Annotated in this window: 16 protein-coding genes and 2 pseudogenes; 10 read left to right on the forward strand and 8 right to left on the reverse strand. The window is 63.4% G+C overall.

From position 1 onward, the window contains the following. The first annotated feature begins 31 nt into the window (after positions 1-31). The 4 genes from G3545_RS13675 to G3545_RS13690 all read left to right on the forward strand — a co-directional run bounded on the left by G3545_RS13675 (position 32) and on the right by G3545_RS13690 (position 4275). Positions 32-1021, forward strand: coding sequence for a tripartite tricarboxylate transporter substrate binding protein (locus tag G3545_RS13675; RefSeq protein WP_170013455.1), 990 nt, complete (start codon positions 32-34; stop codon positions 1019-1021). A 63-nt stretch (positions 1022-1084) separates the two neighbouring features. Next, positions 1085-1582, forward strand: coding sequence for a tripartite tricarboxylate transporter TctB family protein (locus tag G3545_RS13680; RefSeq protein WP_170013457.1), 498 nt, complete (start codon positions 1085-1087; stop codon positions 1580-1582). A gap of 21 nt (positions 1583-1603) precedes the next feature. Continuing rightward, positions 1604-3109 (forward strand): tripartite tricarboxylate transporter permease, encoded by a 1506-nt coding sequence (locus G3545_RS13685; RefSeq protein WP_170013459.1) that lies wholly within the window; start codon positions 1604-1606, stop codon positions 3107-3109. A gap of 2 nt (positions 3110-3111) precedes the next feature. Next, entirely contained in the window at positions 3112-4275 is a 1164-nt protein-coding gene (locus G3545_RS13690; RefSeq protein ID WP_170013461.1) for a GTP-binding protein, read from the forward strand. A 27-nt stretch (positions 4276-4302) separates the two neighbouring features. Here the strand turns inward: G3545_RS13690 and G3545_RS13695 are convergent, their stop codons facing one another. After that, positions 4303-5178 (reverse strand): helix-turn-helix domain-containing GNAT family N-acetyltransferase, encoded by an 876-nt coding sequence (locus G3545_RS13695; protein WP_170013463.1) that lies wholly within the window; start codon positions 5176-5178, stop codon positions 4303-4305. Between the two features lie 126 nt (positions 5179-5304). Next, positions 5305-6390, reverse strand: a complete 1086-nt coding sequence (locus G3545_RS13700) for a nitronate monooxygenase (protein ID WP_170018072.1) — start codon at positions 6388-6390, stop codon at positions 5305-5307. An 870-nt stretch (positions 6391-7260) separates the two neighbouring features. On the opposite strand from G3545_RS13700, the gene G3545_RS13705 reads away from it, so the two are divergent. The 6 genes and pseudogenes from G3545_RS13705 to G3545_RS29890 form a co-directional block, all read left to right on the forward strand. After that, positions 7261-7788: a hypothetical protein gene (locus G3545_RS13705; RefSeq protein ID WP_170013465.1), complete on the forward strand. Its 528-nt coding sequence runs from the start codon at positions 7261-7263 to the stop codon at positions 7786-7788. A gap of 278 nt (positions 7789-8066) precedes the next feature. After that, on the forward strand, positions 8067-8318 hold the full coding sequence (locus G3545_RS13710; protein ID WP_170013467.1) for a hypothetical protein: 252 nt from the start codon (positions 8067-8069) through the stop codon (positions 8316-8318). Positions 8319-8581: 263 nt separating this feature from the next. Beyond that, entirely contained in the window at positions 8582-9190 is a 609-nt protein-coding gene (locus tag G3545_RS13715; protein WP_170013469.1) for a hypothetical protein, read from the forward strand. A 154-nt stretch (positions 9191-9344) separates the two neighbouring features. Beyond that, positions 9345-9941, forward strand: a complete 597-nt coding sequence (locus G3545_RS13720; protein ID WP_170013471.1) for a recombinase family protein — start codon at positions 9345-9347, stop codon at positions 9939-9941. 65 nt (positions 9942-10006) lie between these two features. Next, a pseudogene (locus G3545_RS29885) lies at positions 10007-10132 on the forward strand (DUF3768 domain-containing protein); the annotation flags it as partial. 96 nt (positions 10133-10228) lie between these two features. Continuing rightward, positions 10229-10271: pseudogene (locus G3545_RS29890) on the forward strand (hypothetical protein); the annotation flags it as partial. 708 nt (positions 10272-10979) lie between these two features. On the opposite strand, the gene G3545_RS13735 reads toward G3545_RS29890, so the two are convergent. From G3545_RS13735 to G3545_RS13760, 6 genes are all read right to left on the reverse strand, one after another. Then, complete coding sequence (locus G3545_RS13735; protein ID WP_170013475.1) at positions 10980-12074, reverse strand: peptidoglycan-binding protein; 1095 nt, start codon at positions 12072-12074, stop codon at positions 10980-10982. A gap of 50 nt (positions 12075-12124) precedes the next feature. Next, a complete protein-coding gene (locus tag G3545_RS13740; protein WP_170013477.1) occupies positions 12125-13360 on the reverse strand; it encodes a hypothetical protein in 1236 nt (411 codons plus the stop codon). 54 nt (positions 13361-13414) lie between these two features. Continuing rightward, entirely contained in the window at positions 13415-15388 is a 1974-nt protein-coding gene (locus G3545_RS13745) for a caspase family protein (protein ID WP_170013479.1), read from the reverse strand. Positions 15389-15401: 13 nt separating this feature from the next. Further along, positions 15402-18866, reverse strand: coding sequence for a caspase family protein (locus G3545_RS13750; RefSeq protein ID WP_170013481.1), 3465 nt, complete (start codon positions 18864-18866; stop codon positions 15402-15404). A gap of 1259 nt (positions 18867-20125) precedes the next feature. Then, positions 20126-21079, reverse strand: coding sequence for a serine protease (locus G3545_RS13755; RefSeq protein WP_170013483.1), 954 nt, complete (start codon positions 21077-21079; stop codon positions 20126-20128). A gap of 134 nt (positions 21080-21213) precedes the next feature. Then, positions 21214-22119, reverse strand: coding sequence for a DUF4403 family protein (locus G3545_RS13760; protein ID WP_170013485.1), 906 nt, complete (start codon positions 22117-22119; stop codon positions 21214-21216). Between the last annotated feature and the right edge of the window lie 491 nt (positions 22120-22610).

The following is a 22610-nucleotide window of genomic DNA, read 5'->3' on the forward strand; positions in this document are numbered from 1 at the left end:
CTGGCGGCAAGCCAGACGCAGGAGGACTAGGATGAGGCGGAAGCTGTTCAATATTACAAAGACCTTGCTCACCCTTGCCGCGCTCGCGCCGGCGCTGAGCATGGCCCATGCAGAAGACTATCCGTCGAAGACCATTCGCATCATCGTGCCTGTGCCTCCCGGCGGGCCGACGGACACGGTCGCCAGAATAGTGGCCGACCGGCTCCACACCGCGTGGGGCCAGCCGGTGATCGTGGAGAACAAGCCGGGCGGCACCGGCGCGCTGGCGAACCAGACCGTCAACAATGCCAATCCGGACGGCTACACGATCCTGGTCGGGAACGTCTCGACCAATGCAATCACCTTTGCAACGGATCCGGAAAAGACCAAGGACATCAAGCTCAAGGGTGTCAGCAACCTGATCCAGGTGCCGGGCATCCTGTCCGCGAATGGCGGCCTGCCGGTCACTTCGATCCAGGACTTGATCGCCAAGATGAAGTCGGGCGAGCTCAAGGACGTCAAGTACGGCTCGGGCGGCGTCGGCACCTATCCGCAGATCGACGCGCTGCGTTTCATGACCAAGAACGGCCTCGAGGCGACCCATATTGCCTACAAGGGCGCGGGCCAGATCCTGCCGGCGTTGCTCGCCAACGAGATACAGCTCGAGTTCCTCAATGAGGCGAGCGGACTGCCGCTCATCAAGTCCGGCCGGCTGAAAGGCCTCGCCACGACCTGGACGGAACGGCTGCCCGAGTTGCCGGACGTGCCGACGATGCAGGAACTGGGTTACGGCGACATCGGAACCTCGGCCTGGCACGGCATGTTCGTGCCGGAAAAGACCCCGGCTGACCGGGTCAACAAGCTCTACACCGCCGTTGCTGCCATCATGGCGGATCCGGACACCCAGAAGAAGCTCGCCGACCAGTACATCAAGGCGACCCCGAGCAAGTCGCCGGAGGAGTTCTCCCAGTTCGTCGATTCCGAGCGGGCGAAGTGGGCCAAGATCATCAAGGACAACAACATCGAAGTGGCGCCGCAGTGAGCGCTCGCCGGCGGACGCCCGGGACTGGTTTCCGGGCGCACGCTCGCGCCAAGGAGGACATCAATGCCGCAAGAAGGGTTTGAACGTCCCACGGGCTCGTCCCGGGGTGTCACGGGCGCCAACGACAAGCCGCTCTTCCTGTCCGGCCTGGTGTTTCTTGTCATAGGCGTGGCCGGCGTCCTCATCGCCCGGCGCTATCCCATGGGTTCAGTGGGCAATATGGGGCCGGGCTATTTCCCCGTGCTGCTCTCCGCCCTGCTGTGCATCATCGGCGTGCTGTCGGTGGTCACCTCGATCATGCGGGCGGGGCGACGCGAGGTCGCGTCGTGGCCGCTTGTCCCGGCGCTCTCGGTCGCGCTCGGCGTGTTCGTCTTCGGCCTGACGGTCGAGCGCCTCGGCCTGATCATCGCCTCCGTGTTGCTGCTCGCCTGCATCGGTCACAAGCAGATCCGCACCCGGCCGATCGAATATCTGCTGCTTTCCGTCGCTCTGGTGATCTTCTCCGCCCTGATCTTCGTGAAGATGCTGGGTCTCCCCCTAAATCTCTGGCCCGAGATTTAACCCTCGCTCGGGAAGTGTTTCATGGACATTCTTCAACAGCTCGCGCACGGCTTCGGCATTGCGCTAACCATGCAGAACCTCGGCTACTGCCTGCTCGGCTCGGCGATCGGCACGATGGTTGGCGTGTTGCCCGGCATCAGCCCGGTCACCACCATCGCCATGCTGCTGCCGCTGACATTCCAGGTGCCGGCGGTCTCCGCGCTCATCATGCTGTCCGGCATCTATTACGGCGCGCATCACGCCGGCTCGACCACGGCGATCATGCTGAACATGCCCGGCGAGCCGAGCTCGGTAGTGGTGTGCATGGACGGCCACCCGATGGCGAAGCAGGGACGCGCCGGCATCGCGCTCTGCGTGTCGGCGATCGGCTCGTTCTTCGCCGGATGCGTGGGCATCATCGTCATCACGCTGTTCTCGCCGCTGCTGTCGGAAGCCGGCCTGCTGTTTGGCGCGCCGGAATACACCGCGCTGGTAGCCGTCGCCTTGATGACCGCGTCGGTGATGTCGAACGGATCGGCGCTGTCCACCTTCGGCATGGCGGTGCTGGGGCTCCTGCTCGGCACGGTCGGAACGGACGTCGGCACGGGATTGGAGCGCTACACGTTCGGCCTCCCGGAACTCGCGGAAGGCGTCGACTTCGTCGTGGTCGCTGTCGGCCTCTTCGCCTTTGCTGAGGTCACCCAGCACATCAATGCGCCGGAGCGGCGCGGAGCGCTGTCGGTCAAGTTCTCGGAGTTGTTCCCACGGCTGTCGGACCTGAAACAGGCCTTCCCGGCGATCTTCCGGGGCACCGGCATCGGGGCGGCGCTCGGGATTCTGCCGGGCACCGGCCCGCTGGTCTCCGCCTTCGTCGCGTACGCCGTCGAGCGGCAAGTGGCAAAGGACAAATCCCGCTTCGGCAAAGGGGCGATCGAAGGCGTCGCCGCGCCCGAGTCCGCCGACAATGCGGCCGCCATGACGCATTTTATTCCGATGCTCGGGCTGGGAATCCCCGCCGGGCCGGCAATGGCCATGATGCTGGGCGCGCTGATGATCCAGGGCATCCAGCCCGGCCCTCAGCTCATGGCCAACCACGCCGACCTGTTCTGGGGCGTAGTCGCCAGCATGTGGATCGGAAATCTGATGCTGCTGATCTTCAACCTGCCGATGGTGGGCGTGTGGATCAAGCTGCTGACCACGCCTTACCGCTTCCTGTATCCGGGGATCATCCTGTTCTGCTGCATCGGCGTCTATAGCGTGCGGAATTCCGCGTTCGACGTGCTGATGGCGGCTGGCTTCGGTCTGTTCGGCATGGTGGCGCGCCAGTTCAACTGCTCGCCGGCGCCCCTCGTCCTGGGCCTGGTTCTCGGCCCGATCTTCGAGGAGAACTTCCGGCGTTCGCTGACCATCTCCAAGGGCGATCCGATGATCTTCCTCGAGCATCCGATCAGCGCGGGGCTGCTGGCCCTGTTCGCCGTGTTCGTGGTGATCGCCGTGCTGACAGGTGCGCGCACGCAGAAGCATAAGCTCGCGGAGGAAAGCGCCTGACCATGCGGATGGGTACGCGCCGGCAGGAGACAGGCGGCGGCGCGGCGCCGATTCCGATCTACCTGCTCACCGGCTTCCTCGGCAGCGGCAAGACGACCTTGCTCAGGCGCATCATCAACGCGCCTGGGCTGAGCGACACCGCCCTCATCATCAATGAGTTCGGCGAGGTCGGCCTCGATCAGAAGCTGGTGCAGTCTTCCATCGAGAACGTGCTGCTCATGGAAGACGGCTGCCTTTGCTGCTCGGTCCGGGGCGACCTGATCGACGTGATCGGCGACCTGTTCACGCGGGTCCGCAATGGCGAGATTCCGCCATTCTCGCGCATCGTGATCGAGACGACGGGGCTCGCCGATCCGACCATGATCGTCCAGGATCTGGTGACGGCGCGAGGCCTGCGCGGCCGCGTCGATCTGGCCAAGGTGATCGTCACCGTCGACGGCGTCCTCGGCTCGTCCCAGCTGTCGGAAGCCGACGAGGTCACGGCACAGATTGCCCAGGCGGACCTCTGCGTCATCACCAAATGCGACGTCGCCGACCTGGGGCAGGTCCATCAGTTGGTCGATGACATAAGGGCGATCAATCCGCTCGCCGAGATCGTGACCGGCGATGACGAAGCCGCCAATCCGTCCGCTATCCTCGATTTCAGCGGAACCCGACTGCGGGGAGCCGGGCGCACCGATAGTTTCCGCTGCGATGGCGGCGAAGCCTGCACCCACGATCCCGGCGTGCCCTGCACCGAACATTCGCTTCGCCGACCGGCGGATGCCAGTAGCGTGCATCGGAACGTCCAATCGTGGTCGATCCGGCATGGTGCGCCGCTGTCGTGGCCGCGGTTCCGGCAATGGCTCGACCTGCTCTATTCAAGCAGGCCGGCCGACATGCTCCGGCTGAAGGGCATTCTGCGGGTGGCCGGGCGAAGCAGGCCGGTGCTCGTTCATGGCGTCGGCGCGACCGTGAGCGTCAGCGAAATCGACCAATGGCCGGGCGACGATCGGGTTTCGGAACTGGTCGTCATCGTGACCAATCTGCCGGCAGAGCAGGTCGGCCAGCTCTTCCGGGCCATCGTCATTGCCGGACTTGAAGCTGGCGACGCGCGCTCGACCGAGCGCGAAGACTCCAATCATCTCGACGCGGCCAGACCCGCGCGCGCAACTGCGAGCGCGTAGAAGCGAGACGGGGCTGGAGGCGGTCGCTCAGAGGAGCTTCTCGAAGAAGGTGTCTGGATATGGATCGTCGTTGAAACGCTCGATCTCCTTCCAGCCGGTGCTGCGGTAAAGCTGCTGTGCCTCGGGCAGCGCACTGTTCGTATCGAGGCGAAGGCGCGTTATGGACAAGTCGCGGGCGATGTCCTCGGCGGCTTTCATGAGACGCCGGGCCAGCCCGAGGCCGCGCGCGGACGGCGCGACCCAAAGCCTCTTGATTTCCGCGACCTCGCCCCCGGTACCCTTCAGCCCGACGCAACCGATCGGGAGGCCATCCGACGTGGCGACGAGAAACGCGCCGCGCGGACGGATCATGTCGACGGCTTCCGGATCGCGGGAAAGCGATACGTCGAAGCCCTGCTCGAAGCGGCGTGCGAGCTCGGCATAATATTCGCCGAGGCAGTATCTGGCGTCGTCGCGTCTCGGGTCCGTCTCCTCAAGCACGATATGGCTGCGTCCGAGTGCGGAAGCGACAAGATCCATGGCGCGCAGCAGTTCTTCCGGACGGGAATGGCGGGCCAGGAAAGCCTCGGCCTGAGTGTTGGAGAGCGCCTCATACGCCTGGAATTCGAAGCGGCCGGCCCTGGTCAGCCGAGCGACGCGGCGACGTGCGTCCTCGGGATGCGATACGGTCTCGATGAGGCCCTCGTCTTCCAGACCGCGCAGCAGGCGGCTCATCAGGCCGGAGTCGAGACCGAGATACTCGCGGATCGCCGCGACATCGGACTGCCCGTGCCCAATGGCGTTGAGAACGCGCGCGGTGCCGAGCGGGCGACCGCGCCCGAGAAACGATGTGTCGAGGGCGCCAACCTCCGAGGTGACGGTGCGGTTGAAGCGGCGGACGCGGGAGATGGGATCGATCGACATGATGTCTGACTTTAGTCAGATAAATTGCCGCGTCAATCGAATGGGCTGGAAATCGAAATTCCGTTACGTCTGACTGGGCGTTGCGACGTGTCCGCATAAGCCGCATCGGCGCGGGGCTGCTGGCCGCTATTCTCCGTCGTGCTGGATCCTCGCCAGCCTTTCCAGGGCTTCCCTCGCGAGCAGCGCGGTCAATTCCGAGGCCGGGAGCGCTCGGCCGAGAGGAGCCCCCTGACCCGACCATAATGGCGTGAAGTCGCTCGATCCCGACGCTTCCGCGCGAGATCGCAGCGCTGCGAGTGCGCCCGCCGCGAGCGGGAATGCCGGCACGCCCTCGGCCATCGGACCGAGTTCGCGGATGGCTCGGTTGACGATGGCGCGCGCGGGACGGCCGGTTAGGATATTGGTGATCGCGGTCGGAGTGTTCACCGCCGTCGTCAGTGCCTCCCGATGCAGCGGCAGTACCTTGGCCTCCGGACAGAACAGATAAGCCGTTCCGATCTGCACCGCTGCTGCACCGAGCGCGAGCGCCGCGGCAATGCCGCGCCCATCGGCGATTCCACCGGCGGCGATTACCGGCACGCGCACCGCGTCGACCAGTTGGGGCACGAGAGCCAGCGTCCCGATCTGCGTCGCGATATCATCGGTGAGGAACATCCCGCGATGACCGCCGGCCTCCAGTCCCTGCGCGATGATCGCATCGCAACCCTTGCCCTCCAGCCAGATGCCCTCGTCCACCGTGGTCGCCGAGGACAGTATCTTCGCGCCAGTCGCCTTGACCCGATCCAGCAGGTCTTCGCGCGGCAGGCCGAAATGGAAGCTCACGATCTCCGGTTTGAGTTCCACCACAAGATCGCACTGTTCGTTGCCGAACGGCGCTACGGCCGACGTGGCGGCAGGCGTCCCGGGATCAAGGCCGAACTCGACTTGATACGGCCGCAGCCGCGACGACCAGGCGGCGTAGCGGTCCGTGTCGGCGAGCGGCGGCGCATGACAGAAGAAGTTCATATTGATCGGCCGCGAGGTGTGCTGCCGCACAATGCCGAATTCGATACGAGCCTGATCGGCACCAAGCATTGCCGCGGGCAATGAGCCGAGCCCACCGGCATTGGCGACCGCAATCGCCATGGCCGGGGTGGTCGCGCCTGCCATGGGGGCCTGGATGATCGGCAGTTCTATCGAGAGGAGGTCAAGCAGGCGACGGTTCGGCCACATATCGAGCTTCCTCTCCCGTATAGCCGCGTGCCGGCCCGATACGATTGCCCCGGTGTCCTGGGACATGGGAACGAACCTGCAATTTATGCAGGGCTTTCGATCCGCCAGACACGATGCCGCGTTACGCTCGGCTCCTCAGGTCCGTTTCCCGGAGGTCTCACTATCCGGGATTTCCGATGCGGGCGGCGCATTTTCGTTCGACCGGGCGGGATCAGCCATTCGGGTTGCCAGAACAGCCAGCACCTCCACAGCGCCGATCTCCGCTCCGAAGCGAACTTGGCGTTGGATTCTCTGGCGTTTTGGGCTTCTCGGGGCGATCACGAGCGAGAAAATGGTGCCAGGGACGGAGTCGAACCGCCGACACTGCGATTTTCAGTCACCGCGCAATTGCAACAATACCAATACTGTAGCGCCCTCATTACATGGCAAACGCCTTGTAGTCGCCAACAGCTTAATCATGGAAATGGAAAACTTACATTCGCTACATTTAGGCTTGACGCGCAAGCATCTCCGTGATTTCGTTAAGTCAACAGGTCCCGCGCCGCACTGAGGTGCAAGAGGACGCGCGGCTTTTACAAGCCGTCGCTGAGCATAATGCTCTCCCGCTACCTCCGACCACTCGGGGGCGAGCGAGGAGAGCCATCTCCTCGCTCGATTTCATCACGAGCCGGGAGTGCCATCATCGAAATCTGTGAACCATATCCTTGTGCAAACCCGTTTGCACAGGCGCGACTTCCCTTTGCTGACTGAAGAAGCTTAGGGACAAACTAAAACTCCAAAACGTAGATCTGTATCGGCTGTGCGCGCCCAAGAAGCGCGCTTGCGCGCAGGCCAATTGTGCGTGCAGCCCTCAAAACAAGGCACATGACAATGACGAATGACGAAGCCCTTGGCGCTGTATTCATGCAGTTTGCCAACATCTATATCCTGTGTGACCAACACCCGGTCACTCTGACCTTTCGCCCCTTTGACCCGCTCAAAGGCTGCGTACGAAAGCAGCTTCGATGCGCATTCGCAAAGTGGGTCGAGCAGATCCCGCCTTTCTTCGAGCGCCACGGCCACAAGCTGGACATGTCTGATCTGGATCTGCTTGCGTTCGGTTTCATGCGCTACCCGGCACTCGTCGATGCCGTGACCCCGCAGCCGACCGCTACCGTGGTGGTGTTCAAGCCCGGGAAGCCATTCAAGACGGAGGTCTTCATGGACCTCATGAACAACCACAAGGCCGAGTTGTTGCGCAAATGCCCCAAGATCGCCGGCCAGTTCGCCGACTACGCATTCGGCTGCGACGGCAGTGTTGAAGCAATCCTCGCTAGCCCGTTCAGAAGCGGTCAAGTGAGCCCCGCCGATATCATCTTTTCGACTCAGGAAACCGCGTTCGATTGGTATTCGAAATAGCCAATAAGCGAAGACAGAGACTACCGAACTCGCGATGTCAGAAGTGAGCCGGGGCGGACGCCGCCCCGGCAATATGCCAAAGACTCACTTTGCTGGGCCGGTGCAAGCCCACCTCTTTCGATGCGGCTAACTTCATCGCGCGGCGTCTGGGCGCCGCATTCCCCGAAGGGCCACTCACCTCTCCAACTTGGAGGCTTGGCAGACTTCCGCGTTGGCTTTCGACCTTGCCATTGCGCCCTCCCGCACCAGTTCTGTGGCTCAATCTAAGGAGCGCATGCATGCCGCGATATTTCTTCCACGCCCGCGTCGATGGCGACCTCATCCCGGACCGTGAGGGCTTCGAACTTCGGGATGCCGATCAGGCGTGGCGGGCAGCAACGGCCGTGGCGGTCGACTTGGTGGAAGGTGAGAGTGCAGGTGTTGCCCTGTCGATTGTGATCGTGGTCGACGATGGTGCCGGCAACATCGTGCTGGAGATGCCAGTATCAGAGGCAATCGCTTCCCTCGATTGTCCGCCTCGGTCGAACTGAGCCTGACGCGGCTGCTGGCGTCGGTCGGAGCAAGGTTTCATCGAACGGGCGCGCAGCGAGCAACGCGTTGCGTCGACTCGATTTGCAGTAGAAGTACAGATCAGAAATAGCTGTGTCTTTGACTTCAACTCAAGATTGTTGTACATTTGTTCGTAGAGTTGCGGTGGCGGGTGCCGGTTTTTGGCCCGCGTGAACCCTGCGACTGCGGCTTTACCTGTATCGCTCGGGCCCTTCGGGGCCCGTCTTCATATCAGGAGCCGCGAATGCCCAAACCCAAGTTCAAAGTGCTAACCAACGAAACTGTCGCGCCGCCAGCGCCAGACACAATCGCTCTCGTGCTGTTCGGCCGCGATGGCGGTGGCAAGCCGCACGCAGCCTCGTTCCTCAGTGCCGATGTCGAAGACGCCACAGCTGCGGCCGAAGCCATGTCGATGAAGATCTCGGCCATCACGACCGATGCCGTCCGAGAGCTCGCCGTGAAACTGCCGGTCGGCAGGCTCTTTCCCAGCGGCAAGGCGTTCGCGCCGTTCGTCAAGACCAGCCTCTACGCCGAGTTGTTGGCGGCACTCGGTATCGCTGACGACGTTGACTCGGGCGAAGACCCCGATGCAGCCCACGAGGCGGCGGCGCCAAAGCTGTATGATTTCAGCGGCTATCAGCTCCCGCCCAGCTGGGGCAACATCAAGCTGGGCAGTTTGGTCCTGGCGACGATCGCCCCGATGGATGGCTGGTACGAAGCCCTCATCGCCGAGGTGAAGGACGACGGCCTGTTCGTGCTGAAGTGGCGCGACTGGCCCGAGGAGCCGCCCTTCCTGCGCCGTGCGCACCAACTCGCCTTGCTGCCGACCGGCAACAGCGCCGCAGCCGCGTAACTGCGACCGAGCCGCTGGCGGCGCCGCTGACGCCACTGCGGCCCACTAGGCGGGCGTCGATTGCACCCGACGCCCGTTCCGCTGCCAGCGACGCCGCAGGCGATTGCGCGGCAGACGGCCCATCACCCTCACATCATCAAACTCAGGATCGAGCATGTTGATCGGATACATGCGCGTGTCGACGGCTGACGACCGGCAGTCCGTGGACCTCCAGCGCGATGCCCTCGTCGCCGCCGGCGTCGATGAACGGCACCTCCACCATGACAAGGCATCGGGCGCCAAGGATGATCGCGTCGGCTTGCAGCACTGCCTGGCCTTCCTGCGGCCGGGCGATTGCCTCGTCGTCTGGAAGCTCGATCGGCTTGGTCGCTCGCTGGTGCACCTCCTCACCATTATCGAGGACCTCAAGCAGCGCGGCATTGCCTTTCGCTCGCTCACCGAACAGATGGACACCACCACCACGCCGCACGGCGAGCTGCTGTTTTCGATCTTCGGCGCCTTGGCGCAGTTCGAACGGGCACTGACGCGGGAGCGGGTAATAGCCGGCCTTGCCGCCGCCAAGCGCCGGGGCCGACGGGGCGGACGTCCGCGGGCCATCGATGACGAGAAACTGCAGCAGATGATCGCGGCCCTCGAGGCCGGCGCATCGAAAGCCAGCGTGTGCCGCAGCTTTGGTGTCGCGCGCTCGACCTTAAGCGGCACGCTGGGCCGAACAGCGACCCCGGCGGTGAAGGAAGGAGCGGCGCGATGACCGAGCGCTCCACCATCGCCGAACTGAACGACCTATTGCGCACGACCTTCCTCACCGGCCGAGTGATGTTCACCGAAGGAATCCGTAACTTGCCCAGCGAAGTGGTCGAAGCGCTGCCGACCAAGGTCCGCACCTACGACCGCTTCACCGACGACGACGATCCCTATGGCGAGCATGACTTTGGCACCTTCGATCAGGATGGCGCGGGTCGGGTGTTTTGGAAGATCGACTACTACGAACCGAGCATGACCGCCGGCCGGCAGCGCCGACCCGTCCGACCCCAAGGCGACCCTTCGGGTCCTGACGGTCATGCTGTCGGAAGAGTACTGATGGTCACGTTGCCAGCGTGCCCCAGCAGCCGGCATCTCGCCCGGCACAATCGAGTAGGCCACTTATCCCGTTCGGTGCCCCGAGGGCTTCTTGACCGGCGCATCGGTGCCGGTGGCTCGGCGCCCGGCGGGGAAAGCGCAAGCAGTTCGCTGACGTCAAGGCTGAACGCGGCCGCCACCTTGTCCAGAATACCGACCGTCGTCTTGTAGTTCTCGGTTTCGACCCGGCTGACATAGCTCGGGACAACCCCGGCATCGTGAGCAACACCCTCCTGCGACAGCCCGCGCTCTGCGGATCCGTCTGAGACTCCAGGCAACACGCTTTCGGCCATCCATGTGCCGCAACTGCGACCAACTTGCCGGGTCTGTCCAGGACTTTGAATGCGGACCGGTCAGATTGGCTCAAAGCTGCCTGTCCTTTTGGCTCATCGGTAGCCGCCGATGCGCCGACATGAGGCACGGGGCTCGGGCGCTCGCTTCCAAACAGCTGCCAGACAGTTCTTTCGCGGAACCGGGATGAGGGTCGGCTTTGGCGTTGCTCGTGTATCAGCGCCCCAGTGCGACCGATCTGCTTCGGTTTCCAGATTGGGCGTCCAGCGTTTGGCGTCAGACCGCTTGTCTAAGCTCTTGGCGCGATACACCGCGGTGTATCGCGCCACGGCCTCATTCGCGTGCGAGCCTCGGGTGCGATGAGCGTGACTGATCGACGTCAGCTCTGCGACGAAGATTCCTTGCGGCAGAAAGCCGGCAGCGCGCCCTTTGCAGCCTTCTTCTCTTTCGAGCGCTCGACGATCTGCTCCAGGAAGTTGCCGGTGTCGGTCAGCTCGTACAGGGTCGCTTCGTCGAACTGTCCGGTCTGCTCAATATCGCGACTCTCCTGGAATCGCCGCAAGGAGTCGCTGACGGTCGCAGCCTTGTCCTGCGAGGACTTCGTCGACTTGTCCGGCTTGTCCTGGGCGGGGAGAAAGCCAAGCGCGACGAGCTGGTCCTCCCCGGCAATCCGCCCGGGCGATGTTGGATCATCGAGACCCTTGTCGGCACTTTTATCCTGGGCGGACTTGTCGCCGGGCAGACGCACGAACCGCCGCGCCTGGGCAAGCCAGATACGGGCCTCGTTCAACCCGATCTTGCCGCCGTTCACACGGCGGCGAACCTCGATGAGGTCGTCGCGGGCGGCCGGAACGTTGATGTTGCGTGAGCTCCAATAGGAGACCGCGGCATAGAAGGCGACGGGCTGCGTTCGCGCGAGCTCGGGGTAGTCTTCAATCGTGGGCTTGAGGCCCAGCGCTCTGCCACGATCACGGAAGTTATCGCGACCGGTCAGCTGTATCAGCCCCGAGCCGCGAAAGTCCCAGCCGTCCGTTGGACACTCGTTGCCGAGACGATTGCCGTAGACGCGGTTGGCGATCAGCTGCGGCTTGGCAGCGGCGGCCTCCGCCTCCGCCTCCGTCTTGAAGTATTTCGGAAAGATCTGGCGCAGGCGCTTTGGGGAGTAGTTCAGATTCTCCTCCATGTAACGGAAACCGCCGCTCTCGGTCGCAAGCTGCGCAAGGAAATGGTGGATCTCGTTGGGCGTGTCGATGCCGGCGGCCGCGGCTCGCGACCATTGCGCGATGATGGCCGCGCGGATCTCAGGCTTCGAACGCGGCGAGAATTGCTTCAGCATCTCGTCGGTGAAGGGCGCTGCCACCACCGACGGCGGCCCGACCGCCTTTTCGGATTTCTTCGTGCCCTGCGCCTCCGCCAAGCCCGCAGCCGAATACACCATCGTGGCCACAAGAGCCAGCTTCATCACCGTACGCATCAAAACCCCTCCTTCCATGCCAAAGCCGTCGTCATGTTGGGTCTGCCGCCTCACTCCCCGAGTCCTGCGGCCTCGAGTTCCGCCTTGCGGCCGCCGAGGCAGGCGTCCTTTGGCAGGAAGGCGCCGTATTTCTGCAGGAACGACCAGAACATCGCCCGCGCATCGTATTTGGAGAGATAGGCGCCGAGGGCCCCGTAGAGATCGCCGCAACGCAGCGCCGCGTCGCCCTCGCTGTAGCCCTTGCCGGCCTGCACCGTCTCGAGCATGGTGCGTGTGTTGCGGTATCGCTGCTCGCTCGACGCCGGAATGAGCTCGATGACCCGCACCTGCCTGCCGTCGGCGACGGCGACGCGCCGTTCGTCAAAGATCTCCGTCAGCCCCATCCGGTCGAACTTCGGACTATCGAACTTCATCGCCGGCGCGATCACGGACGGCTGGGCCTCGATCGAAATCAGCACTGGCACCGTAAAGGGAGTCTGGTTGGCGTCCGTGAACGTGATGCCGGTGCGAATGGGCGTCGCGCCGGTCATAAAGACGACCTCCTCCTCATCGACCAGGCTCTTCTTGGTGGACCGCGCGTAAAGATCGTTGAGCAGACTCGTAATCGACTCGATCATCGGCAACGCTAGTGTCGGCAGCGGATAGTAGGTGGCCACAGCGCTGGCGCCGTAGGCCTTGGCCGCCTTCTTGATGAACTCGAAGTCGAGCGAGCGGTCCTCCTGCAGGGAGACTTCCACCGCAATCTTCAGCCGCTGGTTGGGCGCCTTGACGAGCATGCTGTCGACCAGCGTGCCTCGCCAGCTCGTCTTGTGCACCTCGCTCACGGTCTTCTCGATGAAGAAGAGCTGTTGCTGCTTCGTCCACTGGAAGGACAGCACTGGCTCCCTTGCGAGCAGCTTGCCGGCGCTGTCGGTGACCGTGATGTTGACGACATAGGTGCCGGCACTGTTGCCGAACCTCGACGGCAGCGACCTCGCCATCGCCTCGATCAAGAGCTTGAGGCGCTGCTTCTGCTGCGGCGTGCCGATCGAATAGCGCACGGAGCCGTAACCATCACCCTCGGCCAGTGGCACCGGGGCCGCCGCGGCCTTGTCCTGGGCCGACTTGTCGGTTGCCATCGGCGGCTGCAGCCGCTCGAATTTCTGGTTCAACAGGATCTGCTGCTTGCCCTTGATCTCAGGCTTGGCCCGCGGTGCATCCTCCCCGGGATCGATCTGCGCGCGCGCCTCGCACGCGAAGACGCAGAGAGCCAGACACACCACCCCAGTGGAAAGCGTAGATCTCATCGTTCGACCCCTCTGTCGGACCTGTGCCTGCGCACGTCAAGAACATGCGATCGCTCATTTCTCCCCGACCCCGAAGCAGCGCTTCGGAGATGCGGGGATCGACGCTGCGACCGGCGCCTCCGTCACCTGAAACGGCACGTCGAGCGTCTTCCAGAACGACCGTCCGTCCGGCGCCGCGCGCGGCCGCGCGCCAACGCCGTTCCACACCCGGGCGAACTCGTCCTCCAAAGAGGCCGTGCGCGCAGCGCGCGCGCCGTCGCTGGCGAGGAACGCAAAGCTCAGGTTCTGGGCCTGATCGGAAACGATGATCTTCCAGGCCGCGGCGCCCGCCTGCGCGCTGAGCTCCACCGGCTCGGTCGAGAGTTCCTGGTTGCGCCCGGCAGGACCCAGCGGACACCAGCCGACCGTGAAATTCGGGCGCAGCAGCAGCACGTCGATCCGCACCTTGCGCGGCTCGCGGCTTTCCACGAACAGCTGCAGCTTACTGCCCGCGGGAATCTTCGTCGCGGCGATATGGGCACCATCGATCAGCTTCGGCCCGGTCGGCGTCTCGACCAACAGGCGATAGCGCACCTGCGCCGCGACGCCCGCGCCGCGGCGCTTCCAGTCAACCAGGCGCATCCAGCGCGCGTAGTTGTTGAAGCGCACACTCATCTCGCTGCGCAAGAGCTCACTCTTGCCTGACGGGAAGCTGCCGCCCACCTCGCGGCCGTCCGCGGTCGCAAGCGTCCATTGGCCATTCTGGAGCGTGACCTTCAGCTCGGCAGCCCCCTCGCTGAGGTCGGCGAAGTTGCCGAGCCCGTCCACGATCGCCTTACGGTCGAACGGACTGATCTTGCCGCGCGGCGGAACCGCGACCCTGATCTTGCGTCCCGGGATCACGTACTCGAATTCGACAGCGGCAAGCACCTCGCTCGTCAGCTGCCGGCCGTCGAGCACCTCCAGCTCGGCGCTGGTGGCGGTCAGGCTCGTCACCTTCGCCCGCGCCTCGAAATCGGGGCTGCTCACCCAAGGGACCCGGCCGTTGCCGAACAGCTTGAACACCGAGCCTTCAGTGACGCCGAGATCGGAACCCGCGCTCATGGTGGCGCGATCGGCGGCAACGCGCTCGGCTTTGACCGAATTCGAGAACGGGCCTTCGCTATCGAAGATTGGCGCGTCGCGATTGCCGAACATGCGCGGCGTCTGCAGCGCCGCTGCTCTCGGATCGGGCTTCAGCGCCGCGGCAACGCGGTCCATTGCCTCGCCCCACCTGGCCGGCGGCGCGACCTTCTCGTCCGGCAGCAGCGCGTCGCGCAGCGCGGCCGTGAACACGCCCAGATGCCCGCGGCTAGTCAGGCTGCTTCGCGACGGCTCATGCGCTTCGCTGGCGGTCAGGATCGCAACCGCGCCGCCGCGCCCGGGAACGCCGCCGCTGCGCAGCGAGAAGACGCCGTCGCGATCGCCGCGCGACGGGGCACTGGCGGCGGGGATCGTCTTCGTTTCGTCGGCGATGCCAAGGCGGGCGCCGCCGCCCGAAAAGCAGCTGTCGAGGATGAACACGGCCGTGATACCCTTGCCGTTCAGCGCCTCGATCCAACCGTACATTTCGTCATCGACGATGTCGCGGGGGGGCTGGCCGCCAATCCGTCCGTCATAGGGCACGATCGTCTCGTCGTTCGACTCACCCTGCCCGTCGCTCTTCAATGCTGAGCCGTGGCCGCTGAAGTACAAGACTGCCAGCGAACCACCCGGCAGCGACAGCAGATGCCGCTTCACGGCGTCGATGATGCCCTGCCGCGTCGCCTCCGCGTCGGCAAGGACCTTCGTGTTGCCGTCGTTGAAGCCGTAGTAGGAAAGCATCTCCTGCATTAGCACCAGATCGTTCGGTGGGCCCTTCAGATCGATGGAGTCCTTGCCCGGGACGACCGTCGCCGGATCGTACTTGCCGACCCCGACGAGGACGGCGTAGCGCTCGGCCGCACGGCTTGCGCCGGAGTGCAGCAGCAGCGCGGCGAGCAACAGGACAAAGCGGACTGCTCTCGACATTGACGACGCCCCATCAGTTCGGGAAGAACAGGCCGGGGAACTTCGATGACGTCGAGAACGTCATCGCATGCTGCTTGCCACAAATGTTTTTTACATCGGCTTTCAGTCGAAGTTCGATGGTGTCCAGTGAAATCCCGTTCTGCGCATCATCCACGTTCTTACCGTTGAGGACTTCGAGCAATACGTGCGTAAATGCGCCACCGCCGTTCTTATCCTCGCCCGACGGCTCGCAGCTCGCGACATTCTTTGGGTTGCGCAAATCTTTTTCCGGCAGCTCGAATGCGGAAGCGCCATCGCCGGTGGCAAGAAACAACGTGGCATCGAACCGATACAAATCGGTAAAGTCAGGCACGGCTCTGTGCGCGCGAGCAGGGTTGACCTTGTCCGGGAAGACCCGCAGATCGCGGCATGCATCAACGAAAATAATCAGCGGAATCTCGGCATCGAAATCTGCCGCGCCGAGCCATTCGACGATTTTTGGAATCCCGATGGCCTTGCTGGGAGCATCCTTCACGTCGGTACCGTTCGGCATGAAGAACCAGTAATCGGAGTGAATCTCCTTCAGCGAGAACCCGTGCCCGGCAAAATACATCAACACAACGTCGCCCGCCTCTACATTCTCGGCGATTTTCTTAAATTCTCCCTGCATGAAGTCACGCAAGGTCTTATAGTCTGCGCTGGACAACGGGCTCGTTGTCTGCTTGCCGTTCTCCATGACAAGCGTCTTGCCTGGCTCGTTCTGCGGCGCGGTCAGCAGCGCAAAGCGAGCGACCTTGTAGAAACCTTGGTTCTTCCAGAAATCGAAGAAACGCTGGGCATCTTGATCTGCATATTTGAGGGATGAGTTACGGCTCCCGTAGTCGCTGATGCCGACCGCGACTCCCCAGATCCGCTTCTGCGGGCACGCGGCCGAATCCGGCCCGGCGTAGGTGAAGTATTGTCCCTCCCGTGCCCCTTCGAAGTTCACCTCGATCCGAAGGTTCTTGCCTTGATGGCGGAGGCATTCTGGTAGGTCGAACGATGCATCAATCAGCAAGCCGTCGCTCTGCAACCGGCGACCGTGCTCCTTTGCCGACTCCATTCGGCCGAACCCGTCGATGGCGATCGTCAGGGGTGAACGTTGAGAGGTCGCGTCCGAGCTGCTTGCACGAATGCTCAGTCGCACATTGCCGTCGACGATCTTGTCGCCACCTATAATCGCCACCTGCAATTGCGGGCGGCCGGTGTCCGGCGCGACCTCGGCGGTCGTCACGTTGCGATTGGCTTGCGCGTCGACGAAGACCTTCTGCAGCTCATCCGGCTTGTGCCACTTCTCGTTAAAGCGGCTGAGGGGCTGCACGTCGATCCGCCACGATCCGCCGCCCGTCGGGATCGACTGCACCCAGCCCGCGACTTGGCTGCCGCTCGTGAACGAATAGTCAAAGTAACCCTCCGCGGTCCAGGCGATCCAGCTGCTCAGGTCGGGACGCAGAAACGCGCTCATCACGTTCTGGCCGCTCGACATCCGGTACCATCGCAGGATGCCGTCCGCGTGGGCTGCAATGACGAACTTGCGATCGCCACTGACGGCTAGCTGATAGGCCTCGTTGCGGATCCGTATGCCGGGAAACGGAGTCTCGGCGATGGTCTTTCCGTTCCACACGTCCTGTTTGTCGCAGCGCGCATAAAGCAGGCGATGGGTCGTGCCGAGGACGATGTGCCATTGAGTCTCGCCCGATGCCGGATCGAGGAACTGGAACGTCAGCACGCGCTCGATCGGGCGAAGTCTGAGGAAGCCACCAAGGCTTGCTGTCAACTCAGCGCGTGCCGGGCCGTCGAGGCTGTCCGCATCCTTCGGGAAGGTGATGCCGAGACATTGACGCATCTCCTTCGGCTTTTCGCCAAACTTGATCGGCCCGCTCCGATGTGGAGCCAGCGTCTTCAGCAATTCCGCTCGCGACGCGTCCTGATCCGGGTTTGTCACGCTGACGAACGATGCCGTACTCAACGGCGCCATCAGGTCAAACGCGACGTAGGGGCGCGGTTCGCCCAGAGGACGCAGCATGACGATGCTGCCGTCGGAATTCGTAACAAGCGCCCCGCGGCTGCCGTTGCGGATGTCGAATGTGGGCCCTTCGAAGAAGCGCGAAACGTGCGGTTGGGCGGGATAGGTCGACACGTTGCCGGAGGCATCGAAGACGATGAGCGAGGGATCCTGCGTCAGCGCCGCGACGCCGCCGCCAGGGATGGCGCGCAGGTCCGTGGCGACGTTGGTGCCGAGGCAATGGCGGCTGGGCGACGCGTCCGCGACCGCAGCCCACCGCACCATCATGTTCGCGTAAGGATGGAACCCGGAATCGAGGTAACGAAAGGTCCTGCAAGGCTGGCCGGCCGGGGGCTGCTGCACGAAGTTGCCGGCCGCGAAAATCGCATCACCGTTCCAGACGAGATGGGCGAAGTAACACACCTCCTCACCCAATTGCTCGCCCGGCCTAAGCTTGAAGAGCGGCTGAGCGTTGATCCGGCGATCGGGACCGGTGGCGCGCATGGCCTCGAAATCATAGACATGAACTGCGCAGGACTCGTTGGCGTCCCTCTCCGTTTGGGCGAGATCGCGGCGCGAGATCGCGACGCGCTTGCCGTCCGGCGAGAAGCTGATCCCCGAGACGCGGCGCATATCCTGGCGGCCGTCCCTCGTATAGCCGTACGCGGCGACTTCGAAATTCCGGTCATAGAAGACAATGCCGCTGTCGCCGCCGATCACCAGACTGATCTCCGAATCTCCGTTCGGCGGAACGGCCACCCCGAAGCTGTGGCATTCGCTGCGATCACAATTGCTGAAGAATCCCGCCACAGGCTCCGGCAGCACGTCCTCGTCGGGCCTCAATGCGTCCGTGTCGATCGGATGGGTCGCTGGGGCACGAGCAGCATCGCGCAGCTTGGTGACGTCCCACACACGCGGCGGCTGTTCGTCGGCGAAAAGCGCTACCAGCAGCAGCCGGTCTGCGCTGTCGACCGTGAAGGCCAGCTTGAGTGGGCGCGATGGCAATTGGTCGATGCTGTAGAGGATGCGCTTGTTGTCGGACCGCTTGAAGAAATACACGCGTGCACTGTCGGCGACGTTTCGCTCGAGCGGCACGCCGAGCGCGATCAGATCACCCGACGGCGACAACGCAATCGGACGCTGCTTCTGCAGTTCCTCGTCGCGGATCGGCGCGGAGATCAGCACCTCGGTCTGGCCGTAGCGCGAGTTGAGATCGAAGGTCGAGACGCTGCCGTCCGCGGTCGATGCCAGGACAAAGCGCCCGTCCGGCGACACCGCCAACGTCGACGGCACGCTCGAGAGCGGCGCGGTGAGGCGGATCTCGCCGCGTGCACGATCCTCGCGGCCCGCCGGCTGCGCCTGGCAGGCCAGCGGCGGCAACGCACCAGCCGCCATAATGACGCCGACGGCGAGTGCGACGAGATGGCGTAGCCTCAGGACAGACCGCGCGTCCATTGTTCGGATTTCCCGTTGATCGTCTATCTTATCTGTTGCAATCCGAAAGGCGGCTGAGTCGGCGGCCTCCCCATCTGCTGCGATCCAAAAGGCGGCTGAGTCGGCGGCCTCCCCATCTGCTGCGATCCAAAAGGCGGCTGAGTCGGCGGCCTCCCCATCTGCTGCGATCCAAAAGGCGGCTGAGTCGGCGGCCCCAACGAGGGTGCCTGAGACGCCGCGAAAGGTGGCTGGCGCAACTGGTCCACGATGAGGGGGACGAGCGGATTCAGCGCGTCCACAGCAATCACCGGCTGCATCGGGCCGGTCGGCGCACTGGACATCGGCGGCGGCCGCTGCTCATCAGTACCAAATGGCGGCTGAGGCGGCGGCCGCGGCGAGGGTGCCGGAGACGCCGCGAATGGTGGCTGGCGCGGCTGCGTTGGGTCGGACGGCGCACTGGACATCGGCGGCGGCCGCTGCTCGTCAGTACCAAATGGCGGCTGCGCCGCGACCTCGCCCGGCCCCTGCCTAACGAGGTCACTTGGCTGCGTCCGCGATTGCGCTATCGCAGCAAACGGAGTGATCGTGACCAGCAGTAGCCCGGGCAGCGCGCGACAGTATATCATCATGGTGCCTCTGCCTCCCGGCGTCACTGCCGCTTGAAAAGATTACGTTGCACCTCCATCAAACCGCCCTGCGGCAGCTGGCGAAGGCTATCGCGGAACGGCGCACTGCCCTTATCGAGCGTCATGTCGACGATCGGCGCTATCGGAGGTTCCTGCGTACCTATCGGAGGCTGTGGTGGTGCAGGGTCCGGCGCCGCCCTCAGCACAGGGTACAATGTTGCCTGTGGTGTGAGGTATGGTGGAGGCGGCGGTGCTTCAGTGGGGGAAATGGGTGGCTGGGCCGGCTGCGCGCGCGCCGGGGCGGCGATAAGGGTCGCCACGATGAGGAAGGCCGCTGGAGAAGTCTGAAAAATCATCCTCGAGATCCTTCCAAGCGATTAAGGCGGCACAGTTATTTATCCGTGTTCCTAGGTGGCGTTGGACCTGCATATCTTCGTAAGTCGTCTTCAACGACGATTGGGGAGGTGGAAGCCTTGACCGTATCCTGCAGCATCGGCGTAGTCTTTGCTTTTGGAGGGCTAGTTTCCTTCACTGCAAGTGCGCCTGCTGCGGCTGCCGCCGATATGTTCGGTGTCTTCAGCACGAAGACACGAAGGACGGTTGTATCCCGGTCCAATCTTGACACCGACATGTTAATTGCGGCGGCAGCGCCGCCTATTTCTTCAGAATATGGGCGAACTCCGACGTCAATGTTACATCCTCCCTCCTACAACCATCGCCGGGGCATTTCTCCGAAAACGAACAGGTCAGGCCCGGAACGAAATCAGTTTCGCCGCGGACCAAAATGCCTTCCGCGAGCAACTGGCCTTGCTTCAGCCTGTCGCTGTTGAGGACCACCGAGCCCGAACTTCCGTGATAGGTATCGAGGTTCGCCGTCAGATATCTTTTGTGGATCTCGTGAACGTCGGCACCGCCGGCAATTTTGACCGGCAACCCCAGCGGATAGCCGACGACAGTCAGCGCGGTTCCTTTCCGCGGAGGCGATGTGGTCGTCTTCGTGCGGATATCGACCTGCGGGCCGTTGATGTCGCGATCGACCTCGACGATGCGCCAGTCGCTGTCGCCCGAATACTCACCTGCGATGATCTTGACGCATCGATAGATGCGCTCGCTCGGAATTCCCTTGTCCGGCGCGTCGTTCTCTTCCCTCATATGAAAGCCGAAGACGAAGGCGGTGTCACTGCATTGCTGGCGGGTCTTGATGCAATGACCGGCCGTCGCCATCCAGCGTTTTCCAACCTTAAACGCCGAGCAATTCCCCGGTAGTGGCTCGTCCCAAAAGCGCTCTGGAGCAAGACGATTGTTTGCCACCGCGTCCTCCGGCGAGCAGAGCTTTAGGGCGTCTGGGCGGGGTTGCAGGTACCACTTCGTCTTTTGTTCGTCCGCGCTCTTGAGTTGGCCGCGGGAGACGAGGACCGCCGTCGCCTGCGCCGCCTTGCGCTCATGCTCGGTCAGCACAGGATCGTAGAAATTCCTGCGATCATCGCAGCCGTAGATTGGCTTGGCTTCGGTATCCTTCGCAGCCAAAGCCGCGTCGAACCGCCGCTTGAGGGTCGGCTCTAGCACATCGGGGCAACTCTGCGCCTGGGCCGCGAGCAGCGGCAACATGCACAACGCGGCACAGAGCAACGATAATTTAATGCAACCCGGACCTGGAAACATTTCATTCGCCCCTCAACCCATGCTTGCACACGCAACTTTTTCACGCAAGGCCACACTTCTTCGCCAGTTGCGAGCACCGCCTAGCGAAGCTCGAGACTGATCGGCAAGGACAGCGTCGCCTCCGCCTCGGTCGATGCACCGGCGACAGGCCGATGCGCGAGGACCTTCACGCCGGGCAGCTGTGCCTTCTTCGGCTTGGGCGCTTTCGCAGCGACCGTTGTCAAAGCTCCGAGCGACAGCGAAAAGGAGATCTTGTCTGCGTCGACCGCGATGCGCGACACCGCGAACGACTGTGGCTCGAGCTTGAGAAAGAACTTCCTGCCGGCGGCCGTCACCGGCAACGTGACCGGCCCCCACAGCTTCGCGATCTCCTTTTTGATGACATCGCAGGTGACATTCGCCTGGAGTTCGCTCCTCAGGAATTTGCTGGCGACGAATTCAGAAAAGCTCGGAATGGACTTCTCCACCTTGGAAGGCAGAGCCGCCTTCTCCGTGAAATTCACTGACGGTTCGCCGAACTTCAGGACCGGGCACCAGTCGGAACCGACGTCGAAAGCAAAGTCGATGGTCGCGTCGCCGCTCCGAGCCACCGGGAAGCCGCCGACGGTCGCGACCAGCTTGAACGGCGCCACGGCGCGCAACGGGAATTGCGTCTGACCGGAGGGTGCAAGCGTGACATTCCCCATCGTCAACGTGCCGTTGTAGCTGACCAAGCCGGCGGCAGCTTTGCCCTTTGCCTGAAACCGATACTCGAACTGATTGATCAGTTGCGCGATCTTCTCGAACGGCAAGCTGACGTTGACGGCGAGCTCTGCCGCCTTGTGCGGAGCCGGCGCGGCGGCCTTGTCACCGGCCGGCGTCTCGGACTGTGATACGCCGCCCCGGGGTTTAACGAGGATCACCCCTTCGGCGCCATGGATCATAGACATGCCGGCGGCGATCACACAGGCAAGCACGCGCGGCCTCATCCAAACGAACGATGTCATGGTGGCCCCTGATTGCTCATCGTAATACGAAACCCAATGTCGCGCCGCAATCGTCGAGATCCACGAAGCCGCGCTACACGGAAAAGACGCGGTGGCGCCTTCTACAACCGTAGCAAATAAAGAACGCCGAGCATATGACGGCAAGCCGTCCGCGCGAGCGCCAGTTGGCAAGCGCTGACGACAAGCGTGCCTCCGATAACCCGATGAGGTCCCGCACGCCGCCGATCGCCTCAGGCCACCGACGACTACCGCCCCCAACCAAGACGAGATTCCAATGGTTCGAATGCGATGCGATTGCGAGCGATCCACTTAACCGCCGCCGGAGCGGTCGCTTCAGCGAACTCGAAGCGCCGAAGCGGCTTGACCGGAACGGTAACGATGGGAGGAAGCATCGGGACTCGCCGCACCAATTTATCTTCGCCTGCGAGACGGGCTATCTCCGGCACATCGAGTGGCGATGCGTAGTCCACGCCGGTCCGTTCGGCGAAGCT

This window comes from Starkeya sp. ORNL1 (assembly GCF_012971745.1).
Lineage (GTDB): Bacteria > Pseudomonadota > Alphaproteobacteria > Rhizobiales > Xanthobacteraceae > Ancylobacter.